Genomic DNA, 21,238 nt, shown 5'->3' with positions numbered 1-21,238 from the left:
CGGCAGCCCCGCGCCCCCGCTCACGACTCCGCCCGCTCGACCACGACCGCCGCCGCCCGCGCCACGGTCGCGAGCGTCGCCCGCGCCGCCGCCGGGTCGACCCGCGCGCCCGCCGGGCCGCCGGGCACCGTCGGCCCCGCGGGCGCGAGCAGCACGACGTCCCGCAGCCCCGCCCGGGACAGCCCGACCCGCTCCCAGCCGCGGAGCACCGCGTCCGCGACCCCACGCACGTCGGGGCCCGCGCACTGCGACGTCTCCGGCTGCGGCACGGACGCCCACAGCGCGAGGCCGCCCTCGACGGACTCGGCGACGGACTCCCACCGGCGCTCGTCGAGCCCGGCGACCTCCAGCCCCACCGCGTCCGCCCCGGCGCCGCGCGCGGCCCCGACCGCCGCCGCACCGGCGCCGACGTGCAGCACCACGCGCTCGGCCCCGCCGGCCCGCACCCCGGCGACGACCGCCCCGATCCGCTCCGACGCCACCGGCGCCGCCACGGAGCGCAGCCGGGCGTACCCGGAGAACGACGGCAGCACGCCCGCGACCACCTGCGCGAGCAGCGGCTCGTGCAGCAGCACGGTCGGCCGCGCGCCGGGGACCGCCCGGCGGATCGCGTCGAGGTGCTCGGCGACGCCGGCGGCCAGCGACTCGGCCAGCTCCGCGACGGCGCCCGGGTCGGCGACCGCGCGGTCGCCCCGCGCCAGGTACACGCCCGCGGCGAGGGTCAGCGGCCCGGCGACGGGCACGACCAGCGGGCCGTCCCAGCCGTGCGCGGCGACCGCGAGCGCGTCCAGGTCCTCCCGGCGCAGCGCGGCCAGCCGGGTGGCGTCCGCGCCGGGCCGGTCCGCGAGCCGCCAGCCGTGCGGCCCGAGCTCGGCGGGCAGCTCGACGAGGAGGCCCAGCGCCTGGGCGGCGAGGCTGCCGAACGGCCCGCGCTCGGGCAGCCGCACGGTCCAGGGCAGCCCGTCGACGCCGGACGGCGCCGCCGCGACGTCGCCGAGCACGGTCGTCTGGGCCTCGAGCGGCTCCGAGCCCGGCCAGGGCCCGGTCCCGCCGACCGCCGTCACGCGGTCGCCCCGGAGCGGCCGGCGACGGCCCCGTCCGCGGCGCCCGCGGAGGCGCGCTCCGTCCGCTCGACCGTCCCCTGACCCAGCACCACGTCCCCGTCCGTCCCGCCGTAGAGCACGGCCGACTGGCCCGCCGCGACCCCGCGCAGCGACCCGTCGACCCGGATCTCGATCCGGCCCGCCGCCGTGGCGCGCGCCCGTGCGGGCACCGCCGCGCCGTGCGCCCGCACCTGCAGCAGGCACGCCGTCCAGTCCGCCGGCGCGGCGCCGAACCACACCGCGTCCCGCGCCTCGACCGCGCCGACCTCGAGCGCCTCCGCACCGCCGACCACGACCCGGTTGCTCACCGGCTCGATCGCCAGCACGTACCGCGGCTTCCCGTCGGCCGCGGGACGCCCGAGCTGCAGGCCCTTGCGCTGCCCGACGGTGTACCCGTAGGCGCCGTCGTGCGTGCCGAGCACCGTGCCGTCGGCGTCGACGACCTCGCCCGGGCGCGAGCCGAGCCGGTCCCGGAGGAACCCGCGGGTGTCGCCGTCGGCCACGAAGCAGATGTCGTACGAGTCGGGCTTGGCGGAGACGCTCAGCCCGCGGGCGGCCGCCTCGGCGCGGACCTCGTCCTTGGACGCGACGTCGCCGAGCGGGAAGATCGCCCGCGCGAGCCGCTCCGGGCCCATGACCGCCAGCACGTAGGACTGGTCCTTCGCCAGGTCGCGCGCGCGGCGCAGCACCGGCGCGCCGTCCGGCCCCGCGATGGCGGAGGCGTAGTGCCCGGTCGCCACCGCGTCGAAGCCCAGCGCCAGCGCCTTGTCGAGCAGCGCGTCGAACTTGATGTGCTCGTTGCACCGCACGCACGGGTTGGGCGTGCGGCCCGCCTCGTACTCGGACAGGAAGTCGGCGACGACGGTGTCCTCGAACCGCTCGGACAGGTCCCACACGTAGTACGGGATCCCCAGCACGTCGGCCGCGCGCCGGGCGTCGCCGGCGTCCTCGATCGAGCAGCAGCCGCGGGAACCGGTGCGCATCTGCGCCCGGTTGCGCGACAGCGCCATGTGCACGCCGACGACGTCGTGGCCGGCGTCGACCGCGCGGGCGGCCGCCACCGCGGAGTCGACGCCGCCGGACAGCGCCGCGAGCACCCGCATCAGGCCGCCCCCGCCGTCGACCGGGCACCGGCCGCGCCCGCCGACCGCCCGCCGCCCGCGAGCCCCGCGGACCGCGCGCGGTCCACGACGCCCGGCAGCGCCGCGAGCAGCGCGTCCACGTCGTCGCGCGTCGACGGCCAGCCGAGCGAGAACCGCAGCGCCCCGCGCGCGTCCGCCTCGTCCAGCCCCATCGCGAGCAGGACGTGGCTCGGCTGCGGCACGCCCGCCTGGCAGGCCGACCCGGTCGAGCACTCGACGCCCGCGGAGTCGAGCAGGTAGAGCAGCGAGTCGCCCTCGCAGCCCGGGAACGTGAAGTGCGCGTTGGCGGGCAGCCGGTCCGCCGGGTCGGCGGGCCCGCGCAGCACCGCGTCGGGCACCGTCGCGCGCACGCCGGCGACCAGCGCGTCCCGGAGGTCGGCGAGCCGCGCCGCCGCCTGCTCGCGCCCGCGCACGGCCGCGTCGACCGCCACCGCGAACGCCGCGATCGCCGGCACGTCGAGCGAGCCCGAGCGCACGCCGCGCTCCTGGCCGCCGCCGTGCAGCACCGGCACCAGGTCGAGCTCGCGCCGCGCGAGGAGCGCGCCGACGCCGACCGGCCCCCCGAGCTTGTGCCCCGTGACGGTCATCGCGTCCAGCCCGGAGGCGGCGAAGTCGACCGGCACCTGCCCGACGGCCTGCACGGCGTCGGCGTGCACGGGGACGCCGTGGGCGTGCGCGAGCGCGACCACCTCGGCGAGCGGCTGCAGGGTGCCGACCTCGTTGTTCGCCCACATCACCGACACCAGGGCGGTCTGCCCGGCGTGCTCGGCGAGCTCGTCGCGCAGCGCGTCGAGGCGCACCCGGCCCTCGTCGTCGACGGGGAGCAGGACGATCTCCGCCCCCGCGTGCTCGGCCAGCCAGAACGCCGGGTCCAGCACCGCGTGGTGCTCCACGGCCGACACCAGGACGCGGCGCCGCGCCGGGTCCTGGGCGGTGCGGGCCCAGAACAGGCCCTTCACCGCGAGGTTGTCGGCCTCGGTGCCCCCGCCGGTCAGCAGCACCTCGCTGGGCCGCGCGCCGAGCGCCGCGGCCAGCGTCTCGCGGGCCTCCTCGACGGCGCGCCGGGCGGCCCGGCCCGCGGTGTGCAGGGACGAGGGGTTGCCGGTGCGGGACAGGTGCTCGACCAGGACGGCAGCCGCCTCCGGGAGCACGGGCGTCGTGGCCGCGTGGTCCAGATACGCGCTCACCCGCAGAAGTCTACGAATCGTTCTGTCAGGATGTGGCGCGTGAGTGCCGACGACGCGACGACGCCTCCGCTGGCCTTCAGCGGGCAACGGCTGGACTGGCGGGACCTCCCGCGGTCCGTCCGCACCCGGATCTCCGAGCTCGCGGGCGCCCAGGTGACGGCCGAGACCAGCGCGACCACCGGGTTCAGCCCGGGGTTCGCCGCGGTCCTCGAGCTGGCGGACGGGCGCGGCGTGTTCGTCAAGGCCGTGTCGCCCGAGCAGAACCCGGAGTCCCCGGAGCTGGCCCGGGCCGAGGTGCGCGCCGCCGCGGCGCTGCCGCCCCAGGTCCCCGCGCCGGCGCTGCTGTGGTCGGACGACGACGGCGACTGGGTGCTGCTGGGCTTCGAGGTGGCGCCCGGCCGGCCGCCGCTGCTCCCCTGGCGCCACGACGAGCTCGCCCTCGTGCTCGCGGCGCTGGACACGCTGGCCGAGGCCGAGCCGCTGCCGGGGCACGAGCTGCGCCCGAGCGCCGAGACGCTGGCCGGCGACTTCACCGGCTGGCGGACCATCGCGGACCGCCCCGGCGCGGACCTCGACGCGCTCGCCGCCCGGACCGGCGAGGCCGGCGCCTGGGTGCTCGCGCACCTGGACTCCCTGGTCGCCTGGGAGGACGACGCGCTCGCCGCGTGCGCGGGCAGCGCGCTGGTGCACGGCGACCTGCGCGCGGACAACGTCATGGTCGACCACGACCACGAGGGCGGCCGGGTCGCGCTGATCGACTGGCCGCACGCGAGCGTGGGCGCCCCGTGGCTGGACCTCGCGTTCATGCTGCCGAGCGTCGCAATGCAGGGCGGCGGCGAGCCGCAGGACCTGTTCTGGACCCGGCCGGCGTCGAAGGGCGTCGAGCAGGAGCGGCTGCGCGCCGCCGTCGCGGGGCTCGCGGGCTACTTCGTGCACGGCGCGCTGCAGCCCGCGCCGGTCGGGATCCCGAACCTGCGCCGGTTCCAGGGGGCCCAGGGCCGGCACGCGGTGGAGTGGCTCCGCGCGCTGGCCTGAGCCCCCGGCCGCCCCGCCCGGGTCGGCCTCAGCCCTGCCGCAGCCGGCGGAGCTCCTCGGTCACCTGCGGGAGCACCGTGAACAGGTCCCCGACGATGCCGTAGTCGGCGATCTCGAAGATCGGCGCCTCCGGGTCGGGGTTGATCGCCACGATCGTCCCGGACGCCTGCATGCCGCCGCGGTGGTGCACCGCCCCGGACACGCCCGCGCCGATGTACAGCCGCGGCGACACGGTCACACCGGTCTGCCCGATCTGGGTCTCGTGCCCGATCCAGCCCTCGTCGGTGGCGACGCGCGTCGAGCCGACCGCGCCGCCGACCTCGTCCGCGAGCGCCTCGATCGGCGCGAAGTCGCCCTCGGTCCCCCGACCGCCCACGACGACCACGTCGGCCGACGACAGGTCGGGCCGGTCCGAGGGCGCCGCGGGGGTGCGCCGCACGAGCGCCGCGCGGGTCGCCCGCTCGGAGACGGCGAGCGCGCGGGTGCGCAGCTCGGGCGCCAACGGCGCCTCCGCCTCGACGTGCCGGGACACCACCGCGCCGGCCTTGAGGAGCACGACGGCGAGGTCGGTCCGCACGGCGCACCGGGTGGTCCAGGTGCCCGCGAGCACGGTCTTGGACGCGACGACCCGGCCCTCGGCGTCCCGCTCGACCGCGGCGGCGTCGGTGACGACGCCCGCCCCGGTGGCGACGGCGAGCCGCGCGGCCGCCTCCTTGTTCTCGAAGGTCGACAGCGCGAGGAGCACCGTGGCACCGGTCTCCCGCACGGCCTCGGCGAGCACCTCGGCGAGCACGGGGGTCAGCCGGGCGTCGACGGCGCCGGTGGACACCTGGTGCACGACGGCCACGCCGTGCCGGCCGAGGACGGGCAGCGCCGGGTCGACCGGCTCGTCGCCGACCCACAGGCCGTGCACCTCGCCGCCGTCGGCGAGGTCGCGGGCCGCCGTGGCCAGCTCCAGGACGCTGCCGCGCAGGGCGCCGGTCTCGGCGTGGTCCAGCAGGACGAGGACGGTCGCCATCAGAGGACCTCTCCGGTCGCGGGGGTGGTGCGGACCAGGTCGCGCTCCAGCAGCCACGCGGCGAGCCGCGCGCCCGCCTGGCCGTCGTCGGTGACCAGCACCCGGTCGGTGCGCGGCGGTCGGTGCGCGGCCTCCAGCACCTCGGTGCGGGCACCCGCTGCGCCCACGGTGGCCGGGTCGACGCCCAGGTCAGCGAGCGTCAGCGTCTCCACCGGCTTCTTCCGGGCGGCCATGATCCCCTGGAAGTTCGGGTAGCGCGGCTCGTTGGCGCGGTCGGTGACCGACACCAGCGCGGGCAGCGGCGCGGTGAGCTCCTCGACGGCGTGGTCCAGGTCGCGGCGCACCGTGACGGCGCCGTCCGCGAGCGTGACCTCGGCGGCGAGCGTGAGCTGCGGCAGGTCGAGCGTGGCCGCGAGCGCCGCGGGCAGCAGCGAGGTCAGCCCGTCGAGGCCGGCCATGCCGGTGACGACCAGGTCGACCGGCGCCTGCTCCCCCAGCCGGCGCAGCACCGCGGCGAGCACGGCGGCGGTGCCGAACACGTCGGAGCCGGCGACGGCGTCGTCGAGCACGTGCACGGCCGCGTCGGCGCCCAGCTGCAGGCCACGGCGCACCGCGTCCTCGGCGTCGTCCGGGCCGACCGTCACCACGACGACCTCGGCCTCGTCGCCGGCGTCGCGCACCTGCTCGGCCAGGACGACCGCGGCCTCGACCGCGTTCTCGTCCAGCTCGTTGATGGTGCCGTCGCCGCCGTCGCGGACGAGGCGCCCGTCGGGCCCCAGCGCGCGCTCGGACTGGATGTCGGGCACGTGCTTCACGCACACCACGATTCTCACCCCGGGAACGTTACCCGCCCCGCGGGAGCGGGTGCACGGGACCCGGTCCCGGTGGACGACGCGGTGCCGCCGCCCGCCCCGCGGCGCCGGAGCCCCAGGTCGCGGCCCCGCGGAGCCCCGCGTCCGGGCCACAATGGGGCGCGTGACCCCCGCCGCCCCGCACCCCGGCCCGCCGCCCCGCCTCGGGGTGCACGCGACCGACGACGGCGTCGAGGTCGGCGTGCTCGCGCCGCACGCGGACGCCGTCGACCTGTGCCTGCTCGACCCCGACCCGGCCGCGCCGACCGGCTGGGCCGAGCGCCGCGTCCGGCTCGACGGCCCGGACCTGGGCGTGTTCAGCGCGCGGGTCCCCGGCGTCCGGCCCGGCCAGCGGTACGGCCTGCGTGCGCACGGCCCGTGGGACCCGGGCGCCGGCCTGCGGTACAACCCGGCGAAGCTGCTGGTCGACCCGTACGCCCGCGGGCTGGTCGGCGAGGTGGACCACGGCCCGGCGACGTACGGGCACGTCGTCGACGACGCGCTGCGGGGCGACCCCGCCGGCGAGCCCGACCCCCGGGACTCGGTCGCGCACGTGCCGCACGCCGTCGTCCTGGACCGCCGCCCGGGACGCCGGGGCGCGGGCGACGCGGTCGACCCCGCCGCCAACCGGCCGCACACCCCGTGGACCGACACCGTCGTCTACGAGGCGCACGTCAAGGGCCTCACCGTCCGGCACCCCGAGCTGCCGCCGCACCTGCGGGGCACCTACGCGGCGCTCGGCCACCCGGCCGTCGTGGACCACCTGCGCGCGCTCGGCGTCACCGCCCTCGAGCTGCTGCCGGTGCACGCGTTCTCCGCGGAGCCGCACCTCGTGCAGCGCGGCCTCACCAACTACTGGGGCTACAGCACGCTGGGCTTCTTCGCCCCGCACGCCCCCTACGCGACCGCCGCCGCGCGCGCCGCCGGGCCCGCCGCGGTGCTCGACGAGCTGCGCACCGCCGTGCACGCGCTGCACGAGGCGGGCATCGAGGTGCTCCTCGACGTCGTCTACAACCACACCTGCGAGGGCGGCCTGCCCGGCCAGCACCTGTCCTGGCGCGGCCTCGACTCCGCGGTGTACTACCTGCACGACGGCGCCCACCCGGCGGCCCTGGCGGACGTCACCGGGACGGGCAACACCCTGGACTTCCGGCGCCCCGAGGTCGTCCGGCTCGCGCTCGACTCGCTGCGGTACTGGGCGCAGGAGGTCGGGGTCGACGGCTTCCGGTTCGACCTGGCGGTGACCCTCGGGCGCGGGCACGCCGGCTTCGACCCCGACCACCCGTTCCTGGTCGCGGCCGCCACCGACCCTGCCCTGCACGGCCTCAAGCTGGTCGCGGAGCCCTGGGACGTCGGGCCGGGCGGCTGGCGGACCGGGCAGTTCCCGCCGCCGTTCGCCGAGTGGAACGACCGGTTCCGCAACTCCGTGCGGTCGTTCTGGCTCGCCGACCCGGCCCGCGCGGCCCACGGCCTGCCCGAGCACCGGGTCCGGGACCTCGCGACCCGGCTGGCCGGGTCCGTCGACCTGTTCGGGCGGTCCGACCCGCCGCTCGCCCGCGGCCCGCGCGCGTCGGTCAACTACGTCACGGCGCACGACGGGTTCACGCTTGCCGACCTCGTGGCGTACGAGCACAAGCACAACGAGGCCAACGGCGAGCAGAACCGCGACGGCTCGGACGACAACCGGTCCTGGAACCACGGCGTCGAGGGGCACGTCGCCGCCGACTCCGTCGCCGCGGACATCGTGCCGCTGCGCCGCCGGTCCATCCGGAACCTGCTCGCGACCCTGCTGCTCGCCGCGGGCACGCCGATGCTCACCGCCGGCGACGAGCTCGGCCGCACCCAGCGCGGCAACAACAACGCCTACTGCCAGGACTCGCCGCTGTCCTGGGTGTCCTGGGACCTCGCGCCGTGGCGCCGGGACCTGCTGGCCACGACCCGGCACCTCACCGCCCTGCGGCGGGCGCACCCGGCGCTGCGCAGCGCCCGGTTCTTCACCGGCCGCGCCGGGACCGACGGGCGGCCCGACCTGGCCTGGTTCGATCCCGCGGGGGCGGTGTTCACCCACGAGCGGTGGCACGACGCGGACCTGCGGACGCTGCAGATGCTGCGCACCGCCGACGGCGACGCCGTGCTGCTGGTGGTCAACGGGTCGCTGGACCCGGTCGACGTGGTCCTCGCGGACCCGGACGTGGAGGCACCGGAGGCCCCGGAGGCTCCGGCCGACGCGGGTGCGCCGGACGCGGGGACGACGTGGCGGCTCGCCTGGGACTCCACCTGGGAGCACCCCGGCGAGGCCGACACGGCCGACCTCAACGGCGCCCTGCACCAGCCCGCGGGCACCCGCGCGACCTTGGAGCCCCTGAGCCTCCGCGTCTACGTCGCCTGACCCGCGCCGCGCCCGGCCCCTCCCCGGCGAGAGAAGCCCCGCCGGCCGAGACCCCCGCCGAGATAGGACCTCCCCGCCGAGATAGGACCGGCCTGGGCCCTATCTGGGGGCGACGGTCCTATCTCGGCGGGGGTTCGGCGGGGGTTCGGCCGCCGACGGACGGTCAGCCCGCGTTCGCCACCAGGCCCACCTCGGCCACCGACGCCAGGCCGTCGTGCCGCGGGACGACGCGGACCGAGTACCCGAACGGTCCGGACGCGTCGAGGACCAGGTCCCCGGCGAACCCGTAGCGGCCGCCCTCGTAGGTGTCCGCGAGCGCCAGCGGGTCGACGGTGAAGCCGTGCAGCTCGTCGGCCTCGGAGACCTTGCCGTGCACGACCTGCACCTCGACGTCCTCGGGCTTGAGGTCACCGAGGGCGACGTAGGCCTTCACGTGCAGCGTGTCGCCGACCTGCGGCACCTCCCGGACGCCGCCGGACTCGACGTGGTCGACCCGGACGTGCTGCCAGCCGGACCGCACGCGGCCCTTCCAGGCGGCGAGCTCCCGCGCCCCGGCGTACGCCGAGTCGCCCGCGAGCGCCCGGCCGGCGACCGCCGCCGGCGCGTACAGCCGCTCGACGTAGTCGGCGACCATCCGGGTGGCCTGGACCTTCGGGCCGAGCGTGGCCAGCGTGTGCCGCACCATCTCCAGCCAGCGACCCGGCAGCCCGCGCTCGTCGCGGTCGTAGAACCGCGGCGCCACCTGGTGCTCGATCAGCTCGTACAGCGCGGCGGCCTCGAGGTCGTCGCGCCGGTCGGGGTCCTCGACGCCGTCGGCGGTCGGGATGGCCCAGCCGTTCTCGCCGTCGAACCACTCGTCCCACCACCCGTCGAGGATCGACAGGTTGAGCCCGCCGTTGAGCGCTGCCTTCATGCCGGAGGTGCCGCAGGCCTCGAGCGGGCGCAGCGGGTTGTTCAGCCAGACGTCGCAGCCCGGGTAGAGGGTCTGGGCCATCGCGATGTCGTAGTTCGGCAGGAACACGATGCGGTGCCGCACCCCGGCGTCGTCGGCGAACCGGACGAGCTGCTGGATGAGCCGCTTGCCCTGGTCGTCGGCGGGGTGCGACTTGCCGGCGATGACGAGCTGCACGGGCCGCTCGGGGTGGGTGAGCAGGGCGCGGAGCCGCTCGGGGTCGCGCAGCATGAGGGTGAGCCGCTTGTAGGTCGGCACCCGGCGCGCGAACCCGATGGTCAGCACGTCCGGCGACAGCACGTCGTCCACCCAGCCGAGCTCGGCCGGGCTCGCGCCGCGCTGCCCCCAGGAGTGCCGCACCCGACGCCGGGCGTCCGCGACGAGCTGCGCGCGCAGCGTCCGCCGCATCCCCCACAGCTCCTCGTCGGTGATCGCGTCGGTGCGCAGCCAGCCGACGCCCGCGGCGATCTCCTCGCCGGACAGCCGCTCGGCCGCGAGGTCGGACAGTCGCCGGTCGACCCAGGTCGGGGCGTGCACGCCGTTGGTCACCGAGGTGATCGGCACCTCGACGTCGTCGAAGCCCGGCCACAGGCCGTTGAACATGCCGCGCGAGACCTCGCCGTGCAGCAGCGAGACACCGTTGGCGCGGCCGCCGAGCCGCAGGCCCATGACGGCCATGTTGAACATCGTCGGGTCGCCGCCCGGGTAGTCCTCAGCCCCGAGCGCGAGCACGCGCTGCACCGGGACGCCGGCCGCGGCGTTCGCGCCGCCGAAGTACTGCTGCACCAGCCCGGCCTCGAACCGGTCGATGCCGGCGGGCACGGGGGTGTGCGTGGTGAACACCGTGGCCGCGCGGACGGCCTCGAGCGCCTCGTCGAACCCGAGACCCGCGCCCGTCACCAGCTCGCGGATCCGCTCGACGCCCAGGAACCCGGCGTGGCCCTCGTTGGTGTGGTAGACCTCCGGCTCCGGCGCGCCGGTCAGCCGGGACCAGACGCGCAGCGCGCGCACGCCGCCCACGCCGAGCAGCAGCTCCTGCTGCAGCCGGTGCTCGCCGCCGCCGCCGTACAGCCGGTCGGTGACCTTGCGGGCGGCCTCGTCGTTCTCGGGCACGTCGGAGTCGAGCAGCAGCAGCGGCACCCGGCCGACCGTCGCCGTCCAGACGTGCGCGTGCAGCGTGCGGTCGCCCGGCAGCGCGATGGACACGACCGCGGGGGTGCCGTCGTGCTCGCGGACCAGGGTGAGCGGCATGCCGTCGGGGTCGAGCAGCGGGTAGGTCTCCTGCTGCCAGCCGTCCCGGGTGAGCGACTGCTTGAAGTAGCCGGCGCCGTACAGCAGCCCGACGCCGATCACCGGCACGCCCAGGTCGGACGCGCTCTTCAGGTGGTCGCCGGCCAGGATGCCGAGGCCGCCGGAGTACTGCGGCAGCACGGCGGTGATGCCGAACTCCGGGGAGAAGTAGCCGATCGCGGCGGGCAGCGACGGGTCGGAGGCCTGCCGGCGCTGGTACCAGCGCGGCGCCTCCAGGTACTCGTGCAGGTCCGCCGTCGCCGCACGCACCGCGGCCACGACGTCGGGGTCGGCGGCCAGCTCGGCCAACCGCTCCGGGCGCAGGGCGCCGAGCAGCGCGACCGGGTCGCCGTGCACCTCGTCCCACAGCGCGGGGTCGATGCGGGCGAACAGGTCGCGGGTCGGCGCGTGCCAGGACCAGCGCAGGTTGTGGGCGAGCTCGTCCAGGTCGGCGAGCTCGGCGGGCAGCGAGGTGCGGACGGTGAATCGGCGGATGGCTCTCACCCGCCCGAGCCTAGGCACTGCGGGGCCGCCCGGAACAGCACCTGGGTCCTATTCGTGCACGCCACCCACGAGGTCGGCCGTCCGGATGGCTGGGCCCGGCACCAGTGGATAGGTTCGGTCCCGTGACGTCGACACCCTCGCCGCGCCAGCCCGCGTCCCGTCCCGCCCGGCCGTCGCGCGCGACCTCCGCGGCCACCGACGTGCCGCCCCCCACGACCACCGCCCCGGTCCCCGGACCCGCGCCCGCCGCCGCGGCCGACCCGCCCCCCGCGCCGACCCGCCGCGCCCGCAAGGCCGCGAGCCCCGCCAAGGCGGTCGCCACGGCCGAGGCGGTCGCGGAGGCGGCCCGGCCCGACCACGCGCCCATCGGCCGGATCCCGGTCGTGGACGTCTCCCCCGTCGCCGAGGCCGGCCGCTGGCCCGCCAAGGCGACGGTCGGCGAGGCGGTGCCGGTCCGCGCCACCGTGTTCCGCGAGGGGCACGACGCCTGCGCCGCGACCGCGGTGCTCGTCGGCCCCGACGGCACCGACCGCGCCCGGGCGACGATGGTCGACATCGCCCCCGGCCTCGACCGGTACGAGGCCCACCTGGTGCCCGACGAGGCCGGGGCCTGGGGCTTCCGCGTCGAGGGCTGGTCCGACCCGTTCGGCACCTGGGCGCACGACGCGCCGCTCAAGGTCGGCGCGGGCGTGGACGTCGAGCTCGTCCTCGAGGAGGGCGCCCGCCTGCTGTCCCGCGCCGCCGACCGAACCGCCGACGACGCCGGGGCCGCGATCCCCGAGGCCGACGCGCGGGTGCTCCGGGACGCCGCCACCGCGCTGCGCGACGACTCCCGCCCCGCGGAGGCCCGGCTCGCCGCCGGCCTGTCCGCCGAGGTGCGCGCCGCGCTCGCGGCCCACCCGGTCCGCGAGCTGGTCAGCCCGTCGCCCACCTACCCGCTGGTCGTCGACCGCCCGCTGGCCCTCGCCGGCTCCTGGTACGAGATCTTCCCGCGGTCGATCGGCGCCACCTACGACGACGCCACCGGCACCTGGACCACCGGCACGCTGCGCACCGCCGCCGAGGACCTGCCGCGGATCGCCGGCCTCGGGTTCGACGTCGTCTACCTGACGCCGATCCACCCGATCGGCACCACGCACCGCAAGGGCCGCAACAACACGCTGGACGCGAAGCCGGGCGACCCGGGCTCGCCGTACGCGATCGGCTCGCCGGACGGTGGGCACGACGCGATCGACCCGTCGCTGGGCACGTTCGAGGACTTCGACGCGTTCGTCGCCGCCGCCCGCGACCAGGGCCTGGAGGTGGCGCTCGACCTGGCGCTGCAGTGCTCCCCCGACCACCCGTGGGTCGCCGAGCACCCGGAGTGGTTCACCACCCGGCTCGACGGGACGATCGCATACGCGGAGAACCCGCCGAAGAAGTACCAGGACATCTACCCCCTGAACTTCGACAACGACCCCGAGGGTATCGCGGCCGAGATCCGCCGCGTCCTGCAGGTCTGGATCGACCACGGCGTCACCGCGTTCCGCGTGGACAACCCGCACACCAAGCCGCTGTCGTTCTGGCAGTGGCTGCTGGCGGACGTCCGCGCCGCGCACCCCGAGGTCGTGTTCCTGTCCGAGGCGTTCACCCGCCCCGCGATGATGCTCAACCTGGCGCGGGTCGGCTTCCACCAGTCGTACACGTACTTCACCTGGCGGAACACCAAGGAGGAGGTCGCCGAGTACCTCGCGGAGGTGTCCGGCGAGCAGGGCTCGTGGATGCGGCCGTCGTTCTGGCCGACGACCCACGACATCCTCACGCCGTACATGCAGACCGGCGGCACCGCCGGCTTCGCGGTGCGGGCGGTGCTCGCGGCCCTCGGCTCGCCGACCTGGGGCATCTACTCGGGCTACGAGCTCGTCGAGGACGTGCCGCGGCCCGGGGTCGAGGAGCAGATCGACAACGAGAAGTACGAGTTCAAGCCCCGGGACTGGGCGGCCGCGGAGCCGCTCGGCATCGCGCGGCTGCTGCGCTCGCTGAACGAGATCCGCCGGGCGCACCCCGCGCTGCGCCAGCTGCGCAACCTCACGGTGCACCCGACGTCGGACCCGTCGCTGGTCGCGTTCTCCCGGCACCTGCCGGCGCACCTGTCGCCGACCGGCGCGGACGACACGGTCCTGGTCGTCGTCAACCTCGACCCGCGCTCGGCGCACGACGGCGTCGTCGACCTGGACCTGGCCGCGCTCGGGCTCGACCCGGACGCCCGGTTCGTCGCGCACGACGTGCTGTCCCAGGAGGTCTACGCCTGGGACGCCCACCCGTGGGTGCGGCTCGACCCGTACAGCCGGGTCGCGCACGTGATCCAGGTGGAGCGGGTGTGACCCCGGCAGGGGCGACGGGCGGCACGCCGGTGCCGTCCGCGACGGGGGTCGTCCCGACGGTGACGGGCGCGGGCGGGCACGTGCCGCACGGCGCCGCGCCGGCCACGGGCGCCATCGCCACGACCGCGCTGCCCGCGCGCCGGCAGCCGCCGGTGCCGGGCGCCGAGCACGGCGGGCTCAGCGACGACCCGGAGTGGTACCGCACCGCGGTGTTCTACGAGGTGATGATCCGGTCGTTCTCCGACTCGGACGGCTCGGGCTCCGGGGACCTCAAGGGGCTCACCGCGCGGCTCGACTACCTGCAGTGGCTCGGCGTCGACTGCCTGTGGCTGCCGCCGTTCTACCCGTCCCCGCTGCGCGACGGCGGCTACGACGTGTCGGACTACACCGCGGTCGCCGCGCAGTACGGCACGCTCGAGGACTTCACCGACCTGGTCGCAGCGGCGCACGAGCGCGGGATGCGCGTCGTGGTCGACCTGGTGATGAACCACTCCTCCGACCAGCACCCCTGGTTCCAGGCGTCCCGGTCCGACCCGGACGGCCCCTACGGCGACTTCTACGTGTGGTCCGACGACAACACCCGGTACCAGGACGCGCGGATCATCTTCGTCGACACCGAGACGTCCAACTGGACGTTCGACCCGGTGCGCCGGCAGTACTTCTGGCACCGGTTCTTCAGCCACCAGCCCGACCTGAACTTCGACAACCCGCGGGTGGTCGAGGCGATGTTCGACGTCGCGCGGTTCTGGCTGCGCGTCGGCGTCGACGGCTTCCGGCTGGACGCGGTGCCGTACCTGTTCGAGCGGGACGGGACCAACTGCGAGAACCTCCCGGAGACCCACCGGTTCCTCCGCGACCTGCGCGCGATGATCGACCGGGAGTTCCCGGGCCGGATCATGCTCGCCGAGGCCAACCAGTGGCCCGAGGACGTCGTGCACTACTTCGGGACCGAGGCCGAGCCCGAGTGCCACATGTGCTTCCACTTCCCGGTGATGCCGCGCATCTACTACTCGCTGCGCGACCAGCGGGCCACGTCGATCGTCGACATCCTCGCGGACACCCCGGCCATCCCCGGCGGCGGCCAGTGGAGCACGTTCCTGCGGAACCACGACGAGCTCACGCTCGAGATGGTGTCCACCGAGGAGCGCGCGTCGATGTACGGCTGGTACGCGCCGGACTCCCGGATGCGCGCCAACATCGGCATCCGGCGGCGGCTCGCGCCGCTGCTCGACGACTCCCGCAAGGAGATCGAGCTCGCGCACGCGCTGCTGCTGTCCCTGCCCGGGTCGCCCTGCCTGTACTACGGCGACGAGATCGGCATGGGCGACAACATCTGGCTCGCCGACCGCGACGCCGTGCGAACCCCGATGCAGTGGACGCCCGACCGGAACTCCGGCTTCTCGACGGCCGACCCCGGCAAGCTCTACCTGCCGGTGATCCAGTCGCTCGTGCACCACTACAACAACGTGAACGTCGAGGCGCAGCTCGCCCAGACCACGTCGCTGCTGCACTGGGTGCGCGGCATGCTCATGGTCCGGCGGCAGCACCCGGCGCTCGGCCGCGGGTCGTTCGAGGTCGTGCCCGGGGACAACGACGCGGTGCTGTCGTTCCTGCGCCGGGACGCCGACGAGACGCTGCTGTGCGTCGCGAACCTCGCCTCGACCGCGCGCGCGTCGACCCTGCGGCTGCCCCCGGAGCTCGCCGGCGCGACGCTGCAGGACGTGTTCGGCGGCGCCAAGTTCCCCGACGTCGGTCCCGACGGCACCGCGACCTTCACGCTCGGCTCGCGCGACTTCTACTGGCTGGCGGTGACGACGGCATGACCGAGCGACGGGTGGCCCACGAGGACCGGGACGACGCGCTGGCGGCGCTGCTGGCGCCCTGGCTCCCGGGACGGCGCTGGTTCCCGATCAAGGGGGTCGACGCGCGGGTCACCGCGATCGGCGGCCTGACGCTCGCCGACCCGGAGGGCGCGGCGGACGTGCGGCTCCTGCTGCTGCGCGCCGAGGGCGGCGGCACCGGCGCCGTGCTCCAGGTGCCGGTCGTGCTCGGCGGCGACGTGGTCGACGGGGACGCGGCGCTGATCGGGCGGCTGCCCGACGGCACCGCGGTCGTCGACGGCGCCGGCCGGCCGGAGTTCGAGCGGGCGTGGCTCGCCGCCGCGGACCGCCCCGAGGGCGCGGCGCCGGCGGACGGCGACGCGCTGGGCGCGCTCGGCGACCCGAAGGTCGTGCCGGGCGAGCAGTCCAACACCTCGGTGATCCTGCCCGGGGCCGGCCCCGACGGCAGCACCGCCATGCTCAAGGTGTTCCGCGGCCTCACCGAGGGCGACAACCCGGACGTCGACGTCCCGCGCGCGCTCGCCGAGGTCGGCTGGACGCACGTGCCGCGGCCGTTGGCCTGGCTCGGCGCCGAGTGGCCGGACGGCGACGGCACCGCGCACGGGCACCTCGGCGTGCTGAGCGCGTTCGTCCCGGGCGCGCACGACGGGTTCGAGCTCGCGTGCGACTTCGCGCGGCGCGGCGAGTCGTTCGCCGACCTCGCGGAGGACCTCGGGGAGGTCGTCGGGCAGATGCACCGGGCGCTGGCGCGGGCCCTGCCGGACGACGTGCTGCCGGCGGACGGGGCGGGGGCGGCGGACGCGGGCGTCCCGGCTGCCGGCTCGTCCGGCGGCCGGCACGCCGCCGACCCCGAGCCGGGCCTGTCCCCCGCCGCCGCCCGGGTCGCCGACGCGCTCGCCGCGCGGTTCGCCTGGGCGAGCGGGATCGTGCCGGAGCTCGAGGGGTTCGCCGACCCCGTCGCCGCGTTGGCCGAGCGCACGCGGCTGCTCGGCGACGTGCCGCACCGGCAGCGCGTGCACGGCGACCTGCACCTCGGGCAGGTGCTCCGCGGCGACGACACCTGGTACGTCCTCGACTTCGAGGGCGAGCCGCTGCTCCCCGTCGCGCAGCGCACCCGACCCGACCTCGCGCTCCGCGACGCCGCGGGCATGCTCCGGTCCTTCGACTACGCGGCGGCCGTCGGCGACGCGCCCGCCGCGTGGACCGAGGTGGCGCGCGCCGCCTTCCTCGCCGGGTACTCGGCGGAGAGCGGCGACCTCGACCCGGGCACCCGCGCGCACCTGCTCCGGGTGCTCGAGCTCGACAAGGCGCTGTACGAGGCCGTGTACGAGGCGCGGAACCGCCCCGACTGGCTGCCGATCCCGCTCGCGGGGGTGCAGCGGCTGATCGGCTGATCGGCTGATCGGCTGACGGGGCGGGCCCGGCGCGGCCGGTCGGCCGCGCACGGGCCGGGCCGCCTGGCAGACTGCCCGGCGTGAGCCCCGCGACCTCGGCCGGCCTGCCCGGCGTGCCCGAGCCCGCGCCGACGCACGTGCTGCTCGTCGGCGACTCCGTCACGGACTGCGGCCGCCGCGCCGACCCCGAGGGCCTGGGTGACGGCTACGTCCGGCTGCTCGCGGAGGGTCCGCTGCGCGGCTGCCGCGTCACCAACCGCGGAGTCGGCGGCGACCGGGCCGTCGACCTGGCGGCCCGGTGGCAGGCGGACGTCCTCGCCGAGCGGCCCGACGTGCTGTCCGTCGCCGTCGGGATCAACGACACCTGGCGCCGCTACGACCGCGGCGCGACGACGCCCGCCGAGGCGTTCGAGGCCACGTACCGCGGGCTGCTCGGGTCCGCCCTGGCCGCCGGGGTGCGGCGCCTGGTCCTCGTCGAGCCGTTCGTCGTGCCCGTGACCGCGGAGCAGGAGCGCTGGTGGGACGAGGACCTCGGCGCGAAGGTCGCCGTCGTGCACCGGCTCGCGGCCGAGCACGGCGCCGTCCTCGTGCCGGCGGGGACGCACCTCGCGGCCCTCGCGGCGGAGCACGGCGCCGCGGCGCTGGCGGCCGACGGCGTGCACCCGACCCCCGCCGGGCACCGGGCGCTGGCGGACCTATGGTGGGCCGCGGCGGGTGGGGCGGTCCTGCGGGACTGAGTGCCGCCGCCCGGCTCGGTGACGTCTGGCTGCGCGAACGCCCGGGTGGTGGTTGGGTGGGCACATGAACCGCCCGGCCGAGACGTCGCCCGTCACCGTCGACCACGACACGCTGCGCGCCGTCGCCTCCGGCACGCACCACGACCCGCACTCCGTGCTGGGTGCGCACCTCACCCCGAGCGGTCTCGTCGTGCGGACCCTGCGCCCGCTCGCCGACGCCGTCGAGGTGGTGACCACCACCGGCAGCACCCCCGCCGAGCACGAGCAGGACGGCATCTGGGTCGCGCTGCTGCCCGAGACGCAGGTGGTCGACTACCGCCTCGACGTCACCTACGGCGCGGACACCCAGCGGGTCGACGACCCCTACCGCTACCTGCCCACGGTCCAGGAGCTCGACCGGCACCTCATCAAGGAGGGCCGGCACGAGCAGCTGTGGACCGTCCTCGGCGCGAACGTGCACCGCTACCCCGGCACCCTCGGCGACGTGGTCGGCACCGCGTTCGCCGTCTGGGCGCCGAACGCGCGGGCCGTGCGGGTCGTGGGCGACTTCAACCACTGGCAGGGCGCCCAGCACGCCATGCGGTCCCTCGGCGAGTCCGGCGTCTGGGAGCTGTTCGTCCCCGGTGTCGGCGCCGGCACCCGGTACAAGTTCGAGATCGTCGGTGCCGACGGCACCTGGCGGCAGAAGGCCGACCCGCTCGCCAAGGGCACCGAGGTCCCGCCGGCCACCGCGTCCGTCGTCGTCGAGTCCGACTTCGCCTGGGGCGACCAGGACTGGATCGACCAGCGCCGGTCGCACGACCCGCACTCCGGCCCGATGAGCATCTACGAGGTGCACCTCGGTTCGTGGCGGCAGGGCCTGTCCTACCGCGAGCTCGCCGACCAGCTCACCGCGTACGTCCTCGAGATGGGCTTCACCCACGTCGAGTTCCTGCCCGTCTCCGAGCACCCGTTCGGCGGCTCCTGGGGCTACCAGGTGTCGTCGTACTACGCGCCGACCTCCCGGTTCGGCCACCCTGACGACTTCCGGCACCTCGTCGACACCCTGCACCGCGCCGGCGTCGGCGTCCTGCTCGACTGGGTGCCCGCGCACTTCCCCAAGGACGAGTGGGCGCTCGCGCGGTTCGACGGCACCCCGCTCTACGAGCACCCGGACCCCCAGCGCGGCGAGCAGCTCGACTGGGGCACCTACGTCTTCAACTTCGGCCGCAACGAGGTGAAGAACTTCCTCGTCGCCAACGCGACCTACTGGCTCGAGGAGTTCCACGCCGACGGCCTGCGCGTCGACGCCGTCGCCTCGATGCTCTACCTCGACTACTCGCGCGAGCCCGGCCAGTGGACCCCGAATGTGCACGGCGGCCGCGAGAACCTCGAGGCGATCGCGTTCCTCCAGGAGGCCAACGCCACCGCTTACCGGCGGACCCCGGGCGTCATGATGATCGCCGAGGAGTCCACGGCGTGGCCCGGCGTCACCACGCCCACGAGCGGCGGCGGCCTCGGCTTCGGCCTCAAGTGGAACATGGGCTGGATGAACGACACGCTGCGCTACCTCGCGGAGCTGCCGATCAACCGCCGGTACCACCACCACGAGGCGACGTTCTCGCTCGTGTACGCGTTCTCCGAGCAGTTCGTCCTGCCGATCAGCCACGACGAGGTCGTGCACGGCAAGGGCTCCGTCATGCGCAAGATGCCCGGCGACGACTGGCAGCAGCGCGCCGGCGTCCGCGCGCTGCTCGCCTACCAGTGGTCGCACCCCGGCAAGCAGCTCATCTTCATGGGCACCGAGTTCGCGCAGGGCACCGAGTGGGCCGAGTCCCGGTCGCTCGACTGGTACCTCCTCGACCACGCGCCGCACCGCGGCGTCCAGGCGGCCGTCCGGGACCTCAACCGGTTCTACCGCTCGCACTCCGCGATGTGGGCGCTCGACCACTCCCCCCAGGGGTTCGAGTGGATCGACGCCAACGACGCCGACCGGAACGTCCTCGCGTACCTGCGCCGGGACGACCGCGGCAACGTCGTCGCCGTCGTCGTGAACTTCTCCGGCGTCCCGCACGAGGGCTACCGCCTGGCCCTCCCCCAGGGCGGCACGTGGATCGAGGCCGTCAACACCGACGCCGAGGAGTACGGCGGCTCCGGCGTCGGCAACCTCGGCCAGGTCCAGGCCCGGCCGGAGCCGCACCACGGGCGCGCGTTCTCGGCGACCCTGCGCGTCCCGCCCCTGGGCGTCCTGTACCTCGTCCCGGCGTAGCAGGACGCGATCCCACCGGCGGCGGCGCGCCACCCGGTCGGGCCGGGTGCACGGCGCCGGAGTCGCGGCGCGAGGCGGCGAGTGGCGGCGCGGCACTCGGCCGGGCCGGGACGGGACGGGCGCGCGGTACGGCCTCGCGGGGGGGGCGACGCGGCCGCATGACGGTGTGGCTGGCCCGGCTGCTGGGCCGCGGGAACCCCGCATGTCACCCCGCAGCGCGCCGTCCCGCCGAGAAGACGGCTCTCGGCTGTCGGGGCCCGCGCCGCGCAGCCGAGCCCTGCACCGTCGACGCCTGACCGCGCCCGGGTGCGCCGAGTCTCCAGCTTGGAGCTGCGAGCGGCCCTGCTGCGACAGTCCATCGGAGGAGACTCGGCGAGCCTGCGGCTGACCCGCGCGGCCCACCGGTTCGCCGAGTGGGCAGCGGATGCTGCTCACGATGCACGGCCAGGGACATCAAGTGCCCGCTCGGCGGGACCCGCGGGGACACGCACGGCGCTCCCAGCCGGCTGACCTCGCCCGGGACCTCGAGACCGCTCGGTCGCTGAGTCGGCGCCGCGCGCCCAGCAGACGCTGACTGCGACCCTCCCCAGAGGGCGACGCCTGCCCGCCCAGCGCGCGCGCCCGAGGCGTGAGGTGTGAGGTGAGGAGCGACCCAGACGCGCCCCGCGGGCACGCGGCGCACGCCGAGAGGACAACTGTCGGCTGTCCGTTCGTGCGCGGACACAGCCGAGAGTTGCCATCTCGGCGGGGGCGACCCGCCCACGAGCGCGCTCGCGTCTGAACGGACCAGCCACGCGGCGCCCGTCGAGCGGGCAGTCGATGCTGCCCTCGAGGCGTGGAAGGCAGCATCTCCTGCCCACTCGGCGCAGAAGGGCCAGATCGCGCGCGTGGCCGGAGCTGGCACGTCCCGCTGCTGTGCGCGCTCCCCGGGCCCCGCAGCGGTGCGAGGACGGCGTGCGGCGAGCGCACCGGGCACGGCCAGCCCATCGGGCAGCCGTCCCGGGCACTTCCGGGGAAACAGAAAGAGCCACCCCCGAAGGGATGGCTCTTTCTGAAATGATGTCCGGCGGCGTCCTACTCTCCCACACCCTGGCGAGTGCAGTACCATCGGCGCTGAAGGGCTTAGCTTCCGGGTTCGGAATGGGACCGGGCGTTTCCCCTTCGCTATGACCGCCGTAACTCTG

The 21,238-nt window shown here is 76.1% G+C and carries 13 protein-coding genes and 1 rRNA gene; 7 read left to right on the top strand and 7 right to left on the bottom strand.

The features are described from left to right. Positions 1–20: 20 nt before the first annotated feature. Genes J5O08_RS17910 through J5O08_RS17900 form a run of 3 tightly spaced genes read right to left on the bottom strand, consistent with a single transcriptional unit; the run spans position 21 to position 3,432 of the window. Complete coding sequence (locus J5O08_RS17910) at positions 21–1,064, bottom strand: hypothetical protein (protein WP_218708263.1); 1,044 nt, start codon at positions 1,062–1,064, stop codon at positions 21–23. Next, positions 1,061–2,206: a tRNA 2-thiouridine(34) synthase MnmA gene (gene mnmA / locus J5O08_RS17905; protein WP_218708262.1), complete on the bottom strand. Its 1,146-nt coding sequence runs from the start codon at positions 2,204–2,206 to the stop codon at positions 1,061–1,063. The genes J5O08_RS17910 and mnmA overlap by 4 nt, the downstream gene beginning before the upstream one ends. Further along, entirely contained in the window at positions 2,206–3,432 is a 1,227-nt protein-coding gene (locus J5O08_RS17900) for a cysteine desulfurase family protein (protein WP_218708261.1), read from the bottom strand. Before J5O08_RS17900 ends, mnmA begins: the two co-directional genes overlap by 1 nt. Before the next feature lie 39 nt (positions 3,433–3,471). Here J5O08_RS17900 and J5O08_RS17895 point away from each other — a divergent pair, with 39 nt between their 5' ends. After that, complete coding sequence (locus tag J5O08_RS17895) at positions 3,472–4,467, top strand: phosphotransferase (protein WP_217613861.1); 996 nt, start codon at positions 3,472–3,474, stop codon at positions 4,465–4,467. Between the two features lie 28 nt (positions 4,468–4,495). Here the strand turns inward: J5O08_RS17895 and J5O08_RS17890 are convergent, their stop codons facing one another. Next, positions 4,496–5,485: an electron transfer flavoprotein subunit alpha/FixB family protein gene (locus J5O08_RS17890; RefSeq protein ID WP_218708260.1), complete on the bottom strand. Its 990-nt coding sequence runs from the start codon at positions 5,483–5,485 to the stop codon at positions 4,496–4,498. Next, positions 5,485–6,318, bottom strand: coding sequence for an electron transfer flavoprotein subunit beta/FixA family protein (locus tag J5O08_RS17885; RefSeq protein WP_218708259.1), 834 nt, complete (start codon positions 6,316–6,318; stop codon positions 5,485–5,487). The genes J5O08_RS17890 and J5O08_RS17885 overlap by 1 nt, the downstream gene beginning before the upstream one ends. A gap of 133 nt (positions 6,319–6,451) precedes the next feature. On the opposite strand from J5O08_RS17885, the gene glgX reads away from it, so the two are divergent. Next, positions 6,452–8,725: a glycogen debranching protein GlgX gene (glgX, locus tag J5O08_RS17880; protein WP_218708258.1), complete on the top strand. Its 2,274-nt coding sequence runs from the start codon at positions 6,452–6,454 to the stop codon at positions 8,723–8,725. A 163-nt stretch (positions 8,726–8,888) separates the two neighbouring features. On the opposite strand, the gene glgP is transcribed toward glgX, so the two are convergent. Then, a complete protein-coding gene (glgP, locus tag J5O08_RS17875; RefSeq protein ID WP_218708257.1) occupies positions 8,889–11,471 on the bottom strand; it encodes an alpha-glucan family phosphorylase in 2,583 nt (860 codons plus the stop codon). A 122-nt stretch (positions 11,472–11,593) separates the two neighbouring features. Between glgP and J5O08_RS17870 the strand changes: the two genes are divergently transcribed. From J5O08_RS17870 to glgB, 5 genes are all read left to right on the top strand, one after another. After that, positions 11,594–13,834 carry a maltotransferase domain-containing protein gene (locus tag J5O08_RS17870; RefSeq protein ID WP_374225993.1) on the top strand — a complete coding sequence of 747 codons (2,241 nt, stop codon included), beginning with the start codon at positions 11,594–11,596 and terminating at the stop codon, positions 13,832–13,834. 80 nt (positions 13,835–13,914) lie between these two features. Then, on the top strand, positions 13,915–15,657 hold the full coding sequence (gene treS / locus J5O08_RS17865; RefSeq protein ID WP_218708265.1) for a maltose alpha-D-glucosyltransferase: 1,743 nt from the start codon (positions 13,915–13,917) through the stop codon (positions 15,655–15,657). Next, a complete protein-coding gene (locus tag J5O08_RS17860; protein WP_218708256.1) occupies positions 15,654–17,069 on the top strand; it encodes an aminoglycoside phosphotransferase in 1,416 nt (471 codons plus the stop codon). Before treS ends, J5O08_RS17860 begins: the two co-directional genes overlap by 4 nt. Positions 17,070–17,149: 80 nt before the next feature. Continuing rightward, positions 17,150–17,806 (top strand): GDSL-type esterase/lipase family protein, encoded by a 657-nt coding sequence (locus J5O08_RS17855; protein WP_308281699.1) that lies wholly within the window; start codon positions 17,150–17,152, stop codon positions 17,804–17,806. Positions 17,807–17,870: 64 nt separating this feature from the next. Then, entirely contained in the window at positions 17,871–20,054 is a 2,184-nt protein-coding gene (gene glgB, locus J5O08_RS17850; RefSeq protein WP_218708254.1) for a 1,4-alpha-glucan branching protein GlgB, read from the top strand. Positions 20,055–21,115: 1,061 nt separating this feature from the next. Here the strand turns inward: glgB and rrf are convergent. Continuing rightward, positions 21,116–21,232: ribosomal RNA gene (gene rrf, locus J5O08_RS17845) — 5S ribosomal RNA — on the bottom strand. Positions 21,233–21,238: the final 6 nt, after the last annotated feature.

The organism is Cellulomonas sp. PS-H5 (genome assembly GCF_019265565.1).
GTDB lineage: Bacteria > Actinomycetota > Actinomycetes > Actinomycetales > Cellulomonadaceae > Cellulomonas.
This window is presented reverse-complemented; position numbering and strand designations above follow the sequence as displayed.

Bases quoted from the DNA above. Each gene is read 5' to 3' on its own strand.
- mnmA (WP_218708262.1), bottom strand. From the start codon at position 2,206: ATGCGGGTGCTCGCGGCGCTGTCCGGCGGCGTCGACTCCGCGGTGGCG.
- J5O08_RS17890 (WP_218708260.1), bottom strand. From the start codon at position 5,485: ATGGCGACCGTCCTCGTCCTGCTGGACCACGCCGAGACCGGCGCCCTG.
- glgX (WP_218708258.1), top strand. From the start codon at position 6,452: ATGGGGCGCGTGACCCCCGCCGCCCCGCACCCCGGCCCGCCGCCCCGC.
- J5O08_RS17860 (WP_218708256.1), top strand. From the start codon at position 15,654: ATGACCGAGCGACGGGTGGCCCACGAGGACCGGGACGACGCGCTGGCG.
- glgB (WP_218708254.1), top strand. From the start codon at position 17,871: ATGAACCGCCCGGCCGAGACGTCGCCCGTCACCGTCGACCACGACACG.